At 51.4% G+C, this 16490-nt stretch carries 6 protein-coding genes; all 6 read right to left on the minus strand.

Annotation, left to right across the window (positions count from 1 at the left end):
* Positions 1-41 precede the first annotated feature (41 nt).
* Complete coding sequence (locus tag GWG06_RS19035; protein ID WP_160715177.1) at positions 42-2483, minus strand: outer membrane beta-barrel family protein; 2442 nt, start codon at positions 2481-2483, stop codon at positions 42-44.
* A gap of 16 nt (positions 2484-2499) precedes the next feature.
* Entirely contained in the window at positions 2500-3204 is a 705-nt protein-coding gene (locus tag GWG06_RS19040; RefSeq protein ID WP_160715179.1) for a thioesterase II family protein, read from the minus strand.
* 21 nt (positions 3205-3225) lie between these two features.
* Positions 3226-4884 carry a cyclic peptide export ABC transporter gene (locus tag GWG06_RS19045; RefSeq protein WP_160715181.1) on the minus strand — a complete coding sequence of 553 codons (1659 nt, stop codon included), beginning with the start codon at positions 4882-4884 and terminating at the stop codon, positions 3226-3228.
* An 89-nt stretch (positions 4885-4973) separates the two neighbouring features.
* Positions 4974-6584: an MBL fold metallo-hydrolase gene (locus tag GWG06_RS19050; protein WP_127043676.1), complete on the minus strand. Its 1611-nt coding sequence runs from the start codon at positions 6582-6584 to the stop codon at positions 4974-4976.
* A gap of 36 nt (positions 6585-6620) precedes the next feature.
* Positions 6621-14480: a non-ribosomal peptide synthetase gene (locus GWG06_RS19055; RefSeq protein WP_160715183.1), complete on the minus strand. Its 7860-nt coding sequence runs from the start codon at positions 14478-14480 to the stop codon at positions 6621-6623.
* A 10-nt stretch (positions 14481-14490) separates the two neighbouring features.
* Positions 14491-16490, minus strand: a 2000-nt coding sequence (locus tag GWG06_RS19060) for an SDR family NAD(P)-dependent oxidoreductase (RefSeq protein WP_160715185.1), incomplete at its 5' end; no start/stop codon positions are given.

Here is a 16490-nt window from a genome sequence, read left to right on the forward strand (position 1 = left end):
GCCAGCGCAGGTTTTAATAGTTCATACGTATCTCACAGCGGTCAGTTCACCGGCCTGGAACGTTTCTGTTCTTCTGCCGCGCTGTTACCCACATTCGCTTTCTTCATCTTGCTGCGGCCAAAGCGGTACATAAAGTTCAGCTTCACCACCCTGGTTTCAAACCTCGTATCGAAACGCTGTTTTACCGTGATGGAATTTTCTGTATAACGTTCCCGGTAAAAGAAAAACGGGTCCTGGATGTTCAGGGTCAGTGATCCGCGGGATGCAAACAGCTGCTGCTTTACCGCAAAACTCAGCGCATGCTTGGGTTCCGTGATCCGGATATTCTCCTGGTTGCGGTGATTGTAATAATACATGCATTCAGCAGACAGTTTCGATGTCAGGCGGAAACTGTTGAATAAATAAAAGTTATAGGCATATAATCCTTGTATATCCAGCGGCAGACCGTTGACGAATCCTTTGAAAGACTGCCTGTAAAACTCCAGGGAACTGTTGGTGCGCCACCAGGAATTCCACTCCTTGCTGTAGGAAAAACTCAGGTTCAGGTACTCCGTATAGTCGTTATTGATAGTAATGATGGTGGATACTTCCTGACTGCTGTCAGGAGAAGCCTGTGTCATAAAATCATGGGTATTGCGGCTATAACGGAAGGCGGCTGAAAATTCATTCCTGAAGGAATATCCCAGCTCGGCATTATATGACAGTACCGGCAGCAGGTCAGGGTTTCCTTTGAAGTTGGTAGTAGGATTGATCCTGAATGACAGCGGGTTCATATTCAGATAAGGTGGCCGGTCTATCTTCCTGTTCAGCTGCAGGTTCAGGCTGTGGTCCTTGCTGATGCTATAATCCACATACAGGGATGGGAACAGGTTGGTATAATTGCGTGTAACCGAAACATTACGCAGCAGCTGTTCTCCTTTCGCATAGGTCTGCTCCACACGCAGCCCCATCTGCAGGGTCAGCTGGCTGAATTTCCTGTTCAGGTTCACATATCCGGCGTTGATATTTTCGGTGTAGCGGAAATGATTATTTACCGGAGCCGGAACAGAATCTTCGCGAACCATATCATAGTTATCTGAAACAATGTAACTTGATTTCCATCCCAGGTCCATATTCAGTTTGTTTCTGAACACATGGGAATAGTCTGCCTTCCCGGAATAGATTTTCAGGTTTCTGTCCTGATCCAGCCAGGTACGCCCGCTTCTGAGGAAGAGTTGTTCCTTCGACAGGATGGTATCGGCATACAACTGGTTAAATGTACTGCCATAGTTGAAATAATCCAGGTCCACCACCAGTTCCTTCCCGGTGCTGTCAAACTGATGAACCAGGTGCATATTCGTGGAGTAGTTGTTGTACTTCTGTGAATAGCTGATATCAAAATCCCGCAGGCTTGCAATGCTGCCTTTATTATCTGATTCGGTGGTAAAGGAGGTGCCGTCCCGGTGGAAGTTACGGGTGGCTGCCACGCCGGAAACGGAGAGCGTAGTACGTTTAGACAGATAGAAGTCCACCGCCAGCGAGGGAGTATTGGTTTTATTGGTGCTGATGGTGCGGTTATCGGAGTTAAAGAGTTTCAGCAGTTTATTATCGGCGGTACCAAATTCTGAGATGACGCGGGAATCGTTGAAGAATTTGTTGAACATGTAATCATTGTTGAAGACGATGTTCACTTTCTGATTCCTGTAGTTCAGCCCGATGCCTCCGTTATACTTACCGTAGTTGCCCATGCCGGCGCCGGCGGTGATGGTACCGTTGAGGCCTTCTCCCCTGTTCTTTTTACGCACGATGTTGATAATCCCGCCACTGCCGGCCGCGTCGTATTTGGCGCCAGGCTGTGCTATCAGTTCTATCTTCTGGATATTGGCAGCGTTCATTCCTTTCAGTTGTGCCGCCAGCGCATCTCCGGAAAGGTAGGTAGGTTTACCGTCGATGTAGATGGTTACGTTGGGGCGGCCGTTCAGTTTCAGCTGATCGTCCGGCGTTACCTGTATACCGGGCAGTTTGGGCAGCAGTTCCATGGCGGAGTTGCCCTGGGCGAGATTGCTGGATTCCAGGTTCACCACTACCTTGTCTATCTGCCTGTCGATAAACGGCAGCTGTCCTTTCACTGTAACGGGGCCCAGCGTTCTGGAGGATAGCAGCAGGCGTACGTCCTTCACTTCCGTCACTGCCTGGGCGGTAGTGGTAATCTCTTTCCGGGTGAACGTTTCATATCCGATCATTTTTATTTCTACCTGGTATTGGCCGGCGCTGGCTGCCTCGAAAACGAATATGCCGTCACCGTCGCTGATGTAGCTTTTATAGAGGGAGGAATCCTGTTGTTTCTTCAGCAGCACGGTAGCACCCGGAACAGGATTTCCTTTATCGTCGGTTACCTTTCCCCGGATGGTGCCGTTGCTGTCCTGTGCCATGGCCTCCACAGCAAACAGCAGGATAAACAGTATAAAATACAGGTGACAATATCGCTTCATCGCGTTTCTCATGAGTGTGGCGGTTTAATTATACGGTGTGAATACGTTTTCTGTTGTAACAAAATCTGATGACCTCCGCGAGCCGCTGCGGATGGTTTTGTATGAAGAAGTGATCGCCTGAAAGTATTTCTGTCTGGAAGGAGGAAGCTGTGAACCTGCCCCAGTTATCAATTCTGTCAACGCCTTCTTCTTCGCTGCCCATCATGGCGTACATAGGAACGTTTACCGGTGAGCTGTTTTCCAGATGGTGCTGTTCGGCGATCCTGAAATCAGACCGCAGGATGGGATCGAAGAATGCCATCAGCTCTTCGCTTTCGAGGAATTCTTTCGGTACGCCCCCCAGCAGCTTCAGTTCCCTGATAAAATCTCCTGCGGGCATCAGGTGTCTGTTTTTGATTTCAACGGCGCCGGGGCCGGGGTTTCCGCTCACCAGCAGGTATGCGGGTGGTTTGCCCGCCTGTTCCAGCTTTTTAGCAACGCTGAAAGCGAGGTAGGCGCCGAGGCTATGACCATAAATGAGGAAATTGTCTGTAGTAATTTTCTTTGATATGATCGCATACATATCTTCGGCGGCATGTTCAAAATCCGGCGCCAGTTCTTCTGCCACCCGTCGTCCTCTTCCCGGCAGTTCCGGGGCTATCACTTCAAAGTCTTTCAGAAACGGAAGCAGAAACTGGAACGAGTAACTGTTCCCGCCGGCGTAGTGGATTAAAAACAACTGAGGTTTCATCATGTCAGCAGCATTTTATCGAGGTTAAGATTCTATCCGGGTTTCATGTACAGGGCTGAATTCCTCCAGCAGGTGGCCGTAATCCATTTTATACAGTTTATCTGCACAGTGATAATATCTGTCATCATGTGTGATGGCGATAATACTGATACCTTCTCCTTTCAGCAGCGGAATAATTTCTGTGTAGAACTTTCTCCTGAAATAAGGGTCCTGGTCGGCGGCCCATTCGTCTATTACCAGAATGGGTTTCTCTTCCAGTAAAGCGGCAATCAGCGCCAGGCGCTTACGCTGGCCCATCGACAGTGCGGTGGTGGAGAGGCGGCCGTTTTCCAGGGTTACTTTTCCTTCCAGTTCAAACAGCTGCAGGTAGTACATCCATTTTTGCTCATTGAAATTACCGGGTAAACATAATTCGCTGAACAGGTAGAAGTCACTGAATACGACTGCAAACAGGGTTCGGTATTCGGGATAGTTGCTGTGGCCTACCAGATCGTCATTTAACCGGATGGTGCCGGTATCAGGGAGGATAAGCCCCAGTACCGCATGTACGAAAGTGGTTTTGCCACTGCCGTTACCACCGTAGATAAAGATAGTTTCCCCCTTTCTGAATTCCAAATTTACCGGTCCTATACTGAAGCCGCTTTCAGCAGCCTTGTAGCGGTACCGCAGGTCTGCAATGGTGATCTGTTCAAACTGCTCCCGGCTCATATATTTTTCCGGCATCCTGCTGTTCAGGTCTGTACTGGTCAGCTCCTGCCGCAGATCCATCAGATGATTGCCTGCTATACGGGCGCGCATCAGACCGGGCAGCAACACCATGATTGTTTCTGTGGCGCTGAGTAAATACAGCAGCGTAAAAATAAAACTTACGGTCTGCGCTGTCGGGATATGTAACAGGAAACAAAAGAGTGTAACAATAGACGATACCAGCGTATAAAACAGTACCTGTCCGGTGATCTGGTTATTGAGAAAACCGGTAAAAGCCTGTGTATTATTATGCCAGGCATCTTTCGACACCCTGGAAACTTTCTCGTTATAAATATATTGTCCCCTGGCCGGCTCCATATAAATTTCCTTGAAACCGTCCAGTACCTGATTCAGACTTTCCAGGAAACTATTTTCCAGCTTCCGGCCGTTTTCAAAGTACTGATTATTCTTCCGGCTGTTGTAATGATAGATGAACGCTCCGCTCAGCGCTACAGCCAGGGTAATCAGGAACAGTATTACGGAGATGGATGCCAGGTAGATAAGGCTGGCGGTAGCCAGTACCATGGCGGTAGAAAACTCAATAATGCTCATGGAGGCATTGGTGAGTACGTTGACATCACTCACAATAGCCGCATGTACTTCCACACGGCGGTCTGCCACCTGCCGGTAGTCGGCCTTCAGTATCAGCGCCAGCACTTCTTTCCGGAGGTTCCAGAAAAGCGTCTGCGACAGCCTGATAATGGCAATGGCCAATGTTTTCCGCACTATCACGAACAGTACAATAATACCTGCAAAAACAGCGGCATAGGTAGCGCGCTGCGCTTCAAAGGTGCCGGACATCATCAGCCCGACCGCTTTCGTTACGGATTTGATAAAGAAAAAACTACAGCCACCCGAAAGTATGCCGAGGATAATATACTTCAACATCCCTCCCACTCCCATCAGTGGAACAACCATTTTGAATATACGACGCATCCGTTTGTTTGATTAAGTAAAGTATGCGGGTTAAAAACTTGTGCTGCATAATGCAAGGCCCCGGGCGCTATGTCCCGGGGCTATACCTGCTACTCCTGGAGCGCATAGGCGTACAGCAGCTCTTTCTCGCCGTACAGCCTTTCCGCAATCAGTCCGCGGCTGATACACTCTTCTACCAGCTTATTGGACTGCAGGATCGGATTGGACTCTTCAGTATATCTTACTGTACTGATGAATTCCAGCCATGGCTCCTGTCCCATTGCATACACATATATTTCTCTGGGGTGGAAGATATCTACCAGGTGCATACCCCGTTTGTAATCTGAACCGGAAAGCCTTCTGGACTGGTCCTTGTCCCTTGCCAGCTCGTCTGTGAGCAATGGTCCGTACAGCCACGTCAGCGGTGCGCCATCGCATTCCATTCCCAGGAATACTACATCTACGTCGCCGATAGTACGGTGCACGTGATCGTATAAACGGGGCTCCACTATCCTGGAGTCAGCCATAAACAGGAAGGTAAATTCTTCTATAGCTACGTGGAAGCAGGACTTGGCTTTGATATTCAGGTCGCTGTGTTCTCCTGTAAACGGAATACCGGTGATCACGCAGTTTTTGAAGCGGATTTTTTCCATGTCATCAATTTCCACTACGTTCTGGAATCCGGCGGCGTTGAATGCCAGCTTCAGACTTGGGTCCTGTAAGGCGCCGCTGGTAGTGCGCGGCACAATGATGTTCTTGATTTTATGACGCAGCGGCAGCAGGGTTTCAAACAGCACGTGATCCTGGTGGTTATGTGTAATCAGCACGTAGTCGATCGTATCCGGCAGATCCACATCGGAATAATGCGTTACGCTGGATTCATATCCGTAGTAGCTGATCAGCGGATCTACCAGGATGCTCACATCTTTTGTTTCGATGAGGATGCAGGCATGTCCGAAGTAGCGCATACGTACAAAATCACCGTCATATTTCTTGTAGGCAGGATGCTCCTGTTCTGTAAAGAAGGTATTGAAAAGCTCGCGTTGTTCGGCAGTAACGCCCAGTGTTGCAGCTATTTCATCCAGTGATCCGCCTTCGCGTTTCATGCGGGCCAGGTCATCCAGTCCTTCATGATCGAAAGGAATGTTGAGGTGCAGCACATGCGGCTCATCCAGGCGGGCAGTACTGAGACAGAAAGGTCTTTCATCATTGTTGGTGATCCACAGCGCTACGCTCTGGAATGATTTATCGTAAAATTCACTGTCATACAACAGTGATTCAAATACGCGGAATGAAGGGTTGTTGTTGAGGTCGTACACCAGTTCCACATAGCCTTTGAGGACATCCGGCACCTGATCGTAAAGTCCTTCGAGGGCAAATCCCTTGGCCTGTTTCTGCAGCATTTTATCCAGTTGCACGATGGCTTCTGCCAGTTCTACCGATTTTGCCTGCCGCACGAGTGTTTCTGCTTTCAGTTTTTTAATATCATCCACACGTGAGCCTTTGTAATCCATAAAAGGGCCGCCAAGCATTTTAGGGTTCTGTACCGCAGCTGCATGGATCTGTGACGACTGGATATAGGAGCTCATAATTTTCAGGTGGCGCCCTACCACATTCATAGCCGCTGTTGCAGGTGATATGATGTGCGACCATGCATACCATCTTTCAATCAGGGGTTCAATAATCACGTTGGGTTTAAGGTACCATTTTTTCTCGTTCATAGTTTTTAATTTTTATCGTGAAGGGTAACAGGTTTATTATGCGACAATGCCCGCTTCTCTGCTGAGAAACGATTTGATGGTTTTATGCGGCGCTGATAATATTTCAGCCAGTATCTGATGGAAGCTGCCGGCCATCTGCGCGGCATCTGCTTCGCTGAACCTGGCTGCGTTGAATACCAGCTGCAGTTTCAGCACCTGCTGATATTCGGATACCACCAGGCCGAAAGGCATGCGTACAGGCTCTTTCCGGCTCATCCATCCTTCGGTGTCCGCAGCGGTAACTTCAATGTCTGCCTGGCTCATATAATCATAGTTATGATAGTTCAGGAATACAAGTGCATCAGACAGTGTAGCAGGATTAACAGCAGGCAGTTCATGAATCAGCTTCTCAAACGGATAGCTGTCATAGTTGAGATCATCCAGGTAACCTTCCTGCATACTGAGCAGAAACGCTGCCAGCGTATCTTCGCGGTTGACCGTATTCCTTACCAGGATGGAATTCACAAAATTGCCGATCAGGCCGGTCACATCCATAGCGCCAAAATAGCGGGAGCTGCGGCCGGACACGGTCATAAACAGCGTGTGATCTTCCTGCGGATAACGTTTGTATAATGTCAGGAACAGCGCGCCCATCAACAGGGATGTACGGGTAAGCCCCTGCTCGCGTACAAAGCGGCTCAGCTCTTCGAGGCGGGTACCGGCAATGGCTTTATTATAACTGTAAGCGTGGTCTGCTTCCTGGCCGGAAACCGTTGCCGGCACTTCTTCCGGACGCCAGGTCTGCAATTTCTGCTGCCAGTATTGCTGATGCACTTTACCCTGATCTGTCTGCACGAAATGATGCTGCCAGGCGGCAAAGTCCCGGTACTGACAAGGCAGCTCCGGCAGTACGGCTGCAATGTTTACCAGCGCAGCGTTATACAGCTTCGTCAGCTCCCTTCGGAAAATACCGTCGGAGAAACCATCTGTGATGGCATGGTGCATACGCACCAGTACCAGGTAACTGTTATCGGGTAACTGGTACGGCTGTACGGAGATCAACGGAACGGCGAAAAGATCCGGTGTTGCCTGTTTTGCTGCGGCCATCATTTCCTGCAGTTCCGCTTCGCTGCTAACTTTCACTGGCGGCGGAATATGAAAGCCGGTTTCTGCAAACGGTAATACCTGCTGATATAGTTTCCCTGCTTCCATGACAAATGCTGTACGCAGGATTTCGTGTCTTTGTATCAGCTGACAAAAAGCGGTTTCCAGTGCGTACAGGTTCACATCTTCCAGCAGCACCGGTGTAACTACCATTTCGCTGCCCGGTTTCCAGTCGCTGGAATATATCTGCTGACTGAACGATGCCGGTATGAGGCCGGCGCCGCCTGTCTGCAGCTGTTCCGGTGTTTCCGCCGGAGATGTGGCGGCATCAATATAGGCAGCTGTATTTTCGATATTCTTTTCGAGGAAAAATGTTTTGATAGAAATAACTACGCCGGTTTCATCCAGTATTCGTTTGAGGATTATCATGGCTTTGAGCGAGTTGCCTCCCAGCTCAAAATAGTCATCATGAATACCTATATTCCCTTTCCCCAGTAACTCTTCCCAGATCTTTACCAGCCTATGTTCTGTAGCAGTACGCGGCATTACGTAACGGGCGCCGGTGAGCCTGTCTGTTCCAGCCGGGTCCGGCAGGTTCTTCCGGTCTGTTTTACCGTTGGCTGTCAGCGGTAACTGTTCCATGGCAATAAACAGTGCGGGTATCATATAGGCGGGCATCAGCGTATCCAGGTGCTCCCGCAGTGCGGATACTTCCAGGGGCGTATCGCTTACAATATAGGCTACCAGCTCTTTAGCGCCGGTATTATCTGTTTTCACCACTACTGCGGCAGCAGTGATGTCTTCATGTGTAAGCAGGGCATTTTCTATCTCTCCTGTTTCAATTCTATATCCCCTGATTTTTACCTGATCGTCTTTGCGGCCCAGGAACTCGATGGTGCCATCGGTATTCCACCTGCCGATATCGCCGGTTCTGTACATGATCCCGGGTTTATCAAAAGGAACCGGCACAAACTTTCCGGCCGTCATCTCTTCCTGGTGAAGGTAGCCGCGGGCAAGGCCGTTACCGCTGATGCAGATTTCGCCTGCCACGCTCACCGGTGTCAGGTTATCGGCGGCATCCAGTATATAGATGGAAGTATTGGCAATAGGGCGGCCGATACAGGAAGCAGGAATATAATCCCTTTCATACCGGAATACGCTGCTCCATACGGCGCATTCGGTAGGCCCGTATTCATTAAAGAAATCGCAGTGCTGTAATGCCGGTGATGCGAAGTGTTGCTGCACCAGCTGCACCGGGCAGTTTTCTCCGGCTACAATCACCTGCTGCAGCGAGTTTTCGCGATGCTGCAACGCATTTATCAGCAATGCATAATATGAGGGTACTGTCAGCAGATGGCTTACGGCGTTGCTCACCAGCAGGTCGGCAATACCGTCCACATTCGCTACGTCAATTTTCCGGGTGATACAAACGGTGCCGCCATAGCAGAGCGTACCGAAGATGCCGGCGATGGAGCTGTCGAATGCAAAGGATGACAGCAGCAGGAATGCGCTGATACGTTTATAGACATGCTCCCTCGGCATGGTAGAATGCATCAGGTTACCGTGGGAAACCTGCACGCCTTTGGGCGTACCCGTTGAACCGGAAGTATAGATGATATAGGCCAGATCGGCAGGCTGCGATTGCTGCGCAGGCCTTTCCCTGCTGGTGTCCAGCCCGTCCAGCTGCACATCGATGGCAAACAGTGCGCCCTCACCCTGGCAATAGTCTATGTCAAAGAGATAGTCTGTCTGCGTAATCAGTACTTTAACCGCAGTATCCGTGAGCATGTATTCCTTACGGCTGCGGGGATATTCCGGATCAACCGGCACATAAGCCGCACCGCTTTTGAGGATGCCCAGTATACCGGTAATCATTTTATCAGACCTGTCTGTCATGATACCGATGAAATCATCCGGCTGTATATCGTAGGTAGCGCGGAGATAGTGTGCCAGCCGGCTGGACTGTTCATCCAGCTGCCGGTAGGTAAGCCGGGTATTTTCAAAGCTGACAGCCACGGCATCCGGGTGGAGGTCTGCCTGCTCATAGAAAAGGTCCAGTACGGTGCGCTGCTCATCGTAGAGCAGGTGCGGACCGGTAAAGAATGACTCCAGTTCTTCCGTTTCTTCCTGTCCCAGGAAATGCAGGCGGTTTAAGGGTTTGAAGGCTTCTGCCGTCACGGCCGCCATCAGTTGTTCCAGGTGCTGCAGCAGGCGGGCGGCATATGCTGCAGAATACAGATCCGTATTGTATTCGATATTCAGTTCTATATCTTCTCCGAAAACAATAAACTTAAATACAAGGTCAAATACGCTGGTCATTTTTTCAGAAGCACCGTACCTGCTGATAACAACGCCTTTCATACCGGCCGCCGCCTGAGTCTGGCGGTTGCCTTCCTGTACTATCACCTGTACATCGAAGAGCGGGTTGCGGGCTGCATCCCGGCGGATGTTCAGTGATTCCACCAGCTGATCGAACGGATAGCCCTGGTGTGCAAAGGTATCCAGCACGGTTTTACGGGTAGCCGCCAGCAGGATCTTGTAGCTGTCGGTTCCGCTGAACTTCGTTCTGATCGCCAGCGTGTTGGCATAGAAGCCTATCTGATGTTCCAGGTCGGGATGCTCCCTGCCGGATACCGGCGTACCAATGATAATATCTTCCTGTCCGGTATAGCGGTACAGCAGTATGTTTACCAGCGACATCATACCCATAAAGAGGGTGCTGTTCTCTCCTGTGATGAGCTGTATCATGGCAGCAGCAGTAACCGGATTTATTTTCTTTCCGGCTATTGCGCCGTTATAGGTGCGGCTGGCGGGTCTTGGCTTATCGCCCAGAAGCTCCAGCACGGGCAGTTCTCCTTCGAAATGCTTCATCCAGAAATGCCTGTCAGCTTCACCGGAATAGCCGGACTCCTGCCATACGGCGTAGTCCCTGAACTGTATATCCAGTGGCGGCAGGCCGTGTTCTTGATTTTCCAGCAATGCATTATACACCTGTATCAGTTCCTGCATCAGGATTTCCAGCGAGATACCATCGGCGATGATGTGATGCAGTACATAGGAGAAAATCCATTCTTCCGGCTCTACCTGTTGCAGGACAATGCTGAACAGCGGGCCGCCGGCGAGGTCAAAGGCTTTCGTAAATTCCGCACGTACGCGCTGAGCAGCCTGTTCACGGGCATTGTGCTGACCGGTCAGGTCTGTAAAAGATACCGGCGAGATAAAGGTTGCTGCCGGTAACAGTTCCTGGCTGATCATACCTGCTGCATCATGGCGGAATACGGTACGCAGGCTTTCATGCCTTGCTATCAGTATACGGAAGGCTTCATTCAGTATTTCCTTTTTCAGCTCACCGCGGAAGATATAGACTCCTGGCATATTATAGGCTACGCTGGCATCTTCAAACTGACTCAGTACCCAGAGGCGGCGTTGTGAAAATGATAACGGATAGCTACTACGTATACCCGCCGGCGTTATATGGCCGGGCGTATTACCTGCCGGCTGCCATATCAGCTGCAGCTGCTGTTCAAACACCGGTGCGAGGAACAGCTCCTTCAGCGGAATTTTTATACCGAAGGTTTTATAGATACGGGAGATCAGACGGTTGGCCGTCAGACTATGCCCGCCCAGCAGGAAGAAGTTGTCTTTGGTGCTGACAGCGTCCACGCCCAGGATGTTCTGCCAGATTGCTGCGAGCTGCAGGGCTGTTTCACCTGACGGCGCTACAAACGCTGCAGCGGTGTGCTGACGGGCAGCGGCGGGCGCCGGTAATTTCTTACGGTCCGTCTTACCGCTGGCTGTCAGCGGAAAAGCATCCATCCGTATATAAAATACTGGCAGCATATAATACGGCAGTTTAGCCGAGAGGAAGGTGCGCCATGCTTCCGGCGTTATTTCTTCGCCGGAGATAACGTAGGCTGTCAGCTGCTTTTCCCCCTGGTGGTCTGCACGTGCTATCACTACAGCAGCCTGTACTGCAGGATGAGCTTCCATCGCTGTTTCTATTTCACCGGTTTCAATTCTGAAGCCGCGGATTTTTACCTGCTGATCTATTCTGCCCATGTATTCGATGTTGCCGTCAGGCAGCCATCTGCCGAGATCGCCGGTTTTATACAGGCGGGCGCCGGGCTGGAAGGGATCAGTCATAAATTTCGCCTGGCTCAGTTCCGGTTGATTCAGGTAGCCGCGTGCCACCTGTATTCCGCTGATGCATATTTCACCGGGAACGCCTGCAGGTTGCAGGTTTCCGGCTGCGTCCAGAATGCGGATCGCCGTATTCCGGACTGGCTTGCCGATAGGAATGAGCAGATCGCCGGGAGCAACCGGGTAACAGGTTACATCCACAGATGCCTCCGTAGGTCCGTACAGGTTATGCAGCGGCGCTTTGAACCAGCGGTACCATTTTGCGGCTGTTTCAGGTAACAGCGCCTCGCCGCTGACAATCAGCCGCTGCAGGCTATCCATTCCGGCAGCTGCCTCCGGCTGTTCGGCCACATATGCCAGCAACCCGTTCAGCACACCCGGAACAAAATGCATGCAGGTGATCTGATGTTGTGCAGTCAGCGACAGGATCATTTCAGGAGAGCCGGCAGCTTCCCGTTCACATAATACCATACCGGCACCCATGCACAACGGCAGGAATATCTCCCAGACAGAAACGTCGAAGGTAAAAGTGGTTTTCTGCAGGATCACCTCTTCCTGACGGAAACCGTAGTGTTCCCACATCCAGGCGATGCGGTTTACCACGCCGCGGTGCTCCAGCATACAACCTTTCGGAACGCCGGTAGAACCGGAGGTATAGATGACATAGGCCAGGTTATCCGGCTTCGTTATATGCGGCAGGTTATCTGTATGACAGGGATGCTGTCCGGCGGCAAAAGCTGTCATAAACTGTTCATCTACCAGCACCTTGCTGCGGCTGTCCTGCAGGATGTACTGCGTTCTTTCCGCCGGGTATTCAGGATCTACCGGCACATAGGCTGCACCGGCCTTCAGCACGCCCAGTATGGCGATAATCATCCGTTCAGTGCGCTCCAGCTGTACAGCGATGAGGTCATCAGGTTGTACATGATACTGCTGGCGCAGATAATTTCCTAACTGGTTGGCCGCCTTGTTAAGCGCCTCGTAGGTGTACTTCCTGTCCTGATACTCCAGGGCTGTTTTATCCGGCGTCAGGCGTACCTGTTCTTCAAAAAGTGTTATCAGTGTCTGATCGTCCGGGAAAGGAGCTGCTGTATTATTGAAATCTGTCAGCAATATTTTTCTTTCTTCTCCGGAAAGATAATCTGCTTTATCTACCGGCATATCCTGCTGCTGCAGCAGCTGAGCGGAGAGCTGTGCTACGTGCCGTATCAGCTGTTCCATTGCCGGTGCGGCGTAGATATCGGTATTATATTCCAGCGTCAGTTGTATATCATCGCCTATCTCTACAAAATCGAACTTCATATCAAACTGGCTGATCTGTTCTTTCGCTGACGGATATACGCTGATCTTCAGTTCTCCGAGCTGGCTGCGGCCGGCGGTAGTCATCATCTTCGCATTCTGTAAAACCACCATGACGTCGAAGAGCGCGTTGCGGCTGAGATCCCGCTCCAGGTTCAGCTGGTTTACCAGCTCGTCAAACGGGTACACCTGGTGTTCAAAAGCACCCAGCGTAACGTTACGCACCTGCCGTAAAATTTCCCGGAAGCTGTCAGTACCTGAGAAACGGCTTCTCAGCGCGAGCGTATTGATATAGAAACCGATCTGTCCTTCCAGGTCGGTATGATCCCTGCCGGCAGCAGGGCTGCCAACAATAATATCTGACTGTCCGGTATAACGGTACAACAGTATATCCACGACCGTTAGTAAGCCCATGAAGAGCGTAGCCCCTTCTGCCTGGCAGGCCGCTTTCAGCTGTTTGCTGAGCGCGGGTGTCAGCCTGCAGCTGGCAGTGTTGCCACGGAATGTTTTGATGGCCGGGCGCGTTCTGGCTGCGGGCATTTCTAGCACCGGCAGTTCTCCTGCAAACTGTGTATTCCAGTATTGGCGGTGTTGTTCATAGGAGGCGCCGCTCAGCTCCTGCTGCTGCCATACGGCATAATCGCGGTACTGTATGCGCAAAGGCTGCAATGGCGACGGAACACCGGCTACAAAAGCATTGTACAACGTCATCAGTTCCCTTACCAGCACCTCCATAGACCATCCGTCGCTGATGATATGATGCATGGTATAGGCAAACACCCATTGCTGGTCTTTCACCTGGTACAGCGATGCACGCAGCAGCGGCCCTGCGGAAAGATCAAACTGCTGCACGGCATTTTCCTTTATCAGCGCCTGCAGTATTTCATCCTGGTTGTCTGCCTCCCGCAGATCCTGCTGCTGCAGCTGAAATCCGCTGGCGTCAGCCGGGCGGATGACCTGTACAACGTTGCCATCTTCCTCTTCCCGGAAAACAGTACGCAGGATTTCATGACGGGTTACCAGCTCATGAAACGAGTGTTCCAGCGCTGCCATATTCAGTGCACCTTCAAAGAAAAATACATCCGGCAGGTTATAGGCTGTGGTACCTTCCTCCAGCTGATGCAATATCCAGAGGCGGCGTTGTGCGGAAGATAACGGATAGCTATCTGCTGCAGGCGCAACGGGGATCTCCATTTCCACGCCGGCAGACAGGCTTTGCAGGAAACCAACGATGGCTGCTTTATTTTCTTTTAACGCTATGAGTAACTGTTCGGGTATATAATCGCCATCGAAACCGATTTCCAGATCGCTTCCGGATAGCGAAACATCAATGTTATTTTCTTTCAGGCGGTTGATTAGACTTCTGATGTTCATATTAATTCGTTTATATAACCATTTTCGATGTACGCTGACTTTTCACAGTAATCAGCTGCAGGTCACTGACAAGTATGCTGAGCATCCGTACGGTCTGATGATGGAAAAAATCTGTCAGGGTAATATTGACATTGAATTCATTCTTCACTCTTTTCAGCAGCATCATGCCTTTCAGCGAGTCGCCTCCCAGTTCGAAGAAGTTGTCGTCCGTACCGATGCGGTCTATCCCGAAGAACTGACCGAAGATGTCCGCCAGCTTTTCTTCCGTTGCATTCGCCGGCGCAACGTAAGCTGTGGCCAATGCCGGACGCTCCGTCTTTATCATCTCCGTTGCTGCCGGTTCTTCATCCAGATATGCTTCCTTCTTCACTTCGTATACCCGGTGAAGGCGCGCTGACAATGGTTCTACCGTTTGCACCAGCACAGGGCTGCCATCGCATTCCAGGCTCCATTCAAACAGCTGGCTCAGTTCTTCCGGCTTCAGCGTGGCGCGCTGACGGCCCTGCTCCTTCGCTATCTGTGATACGCTGAAGGCCATACCGCCCAGGCAGACGCTGCGCCACCGGATGCCGCTCTCCTGCTGACGTAACAGGAAATGATCCATATAAAGATTGGCGGCGGCATACGCGCTGAAACCTAATCCGCCCAGCACCGCAGACAGGCTGGAACTCACCCAGATAAAATCGGGGCGGCGCTCACCGAACACTTTTTCCAGTACCCGGATACCGGATACCTTCGCGGAAAACAGCCGCTGTGTATTCTCTTCCGTGATGTCGCTGATGAGTTCAAAATGACGTTCGTCTATTACGCCCGCCGTATGAATGATGCCGTCTATCCGGCCCGTAGTCGATTCAATGTCTGCTACCAGCCGGCTCAAGCTCTCTTCATCCGTGATGTCTGCCGCATGGTAGCTGCAATGGTCCGCACCGGACTGCAGCTGACGGAGACGCTCCTTCGCTGTATCATCCAGGGAGGACAGTTCACGGCGGCCCGTCAGTACAAGCCTGGCGTTATAACGCCGGCGTATATACGTAGACAGGACATATCCCACATTACCCAGGCCGCCGGTCACCAGGTATAGGCCGCCTGGCCGCAGCACCGTACCGCCGGGAGTTACCTCTCCGCGGTGCTGCTGATACTCGCACAGCCAGCGGTGAGCGCCGCGCAGCGCCACAATGCGGTCCCCCCGATGCCATACGGCCGTCAGCTCTTTCGTCAGTGCCGGCAATGCGCTAGTTGTAGCTGCGATGATGTCGATATTAATGGTATTCACCGCATATTCCTGCGGAAGTACATTCACCAGACCCAGCAACACGGCACTGCGCGCATCGCCGCACTCATCCCCCTGTACCTGGTGCAGGCTGTCTGTCACCACCGCGATGCGGCGGTCTTTCATCATTCCCTGGCTCACCAGCGCACCCGCTATGTATGACAGCGACAGGTACAGCGTTTCTTCCCCCAGGGAATTATCCAGCCCATGTGTATAGAGTATATCCGTTAACGTTATACCGGCAGATTGCAGGTCAGCTAATACAGCCGTATAATCTGCCACAGATAATAAATCTGCTTCATAGTGCAGTGGCGACAGCCGCTGATAGCCTGCCCCGGGCGTCACCATCACCACTTCATGCCCCCGGCTGCGCAGCTGTTCCTGCAGCGATACGTTGAAGGCAGCCGCTGCGCCCAGCAAGAGGAACACCTGTTTCCCTTCCTGTGCAGCCGCAGGAAGACCCCGTTTCCACAACGGATGATAGATCCAGTCCGGCAGCGAGCCGCTGTCGGACAACCCCTGACCTACCACCGATAACAGGCTGCCGGAGAAGGGATCTACCTCCACCGGATACTTCACCGGCTCGAAGCTGTAGGTAGGCAGCGATATACGGCGGCGGCGGGCAGACTGATAGTAAACATCCCAGTCGATGGACAGGCCGTAACGCCACAGTTCTCCCAGCCGGGATAAAAAGTATTGCTGATCATCTTCCTGTACCTTCACACCGCGCAGCAGGTTCA

Source organism: Chitinophaga solisilvae, from assembly GCF_009928525.1.
Lineage (GTDB): Bacteria > Bacteroidota > Bacteroidia > Chitinophagales > Chitinophagaceae > Chitinophaga > Chitinophaga solisilvae.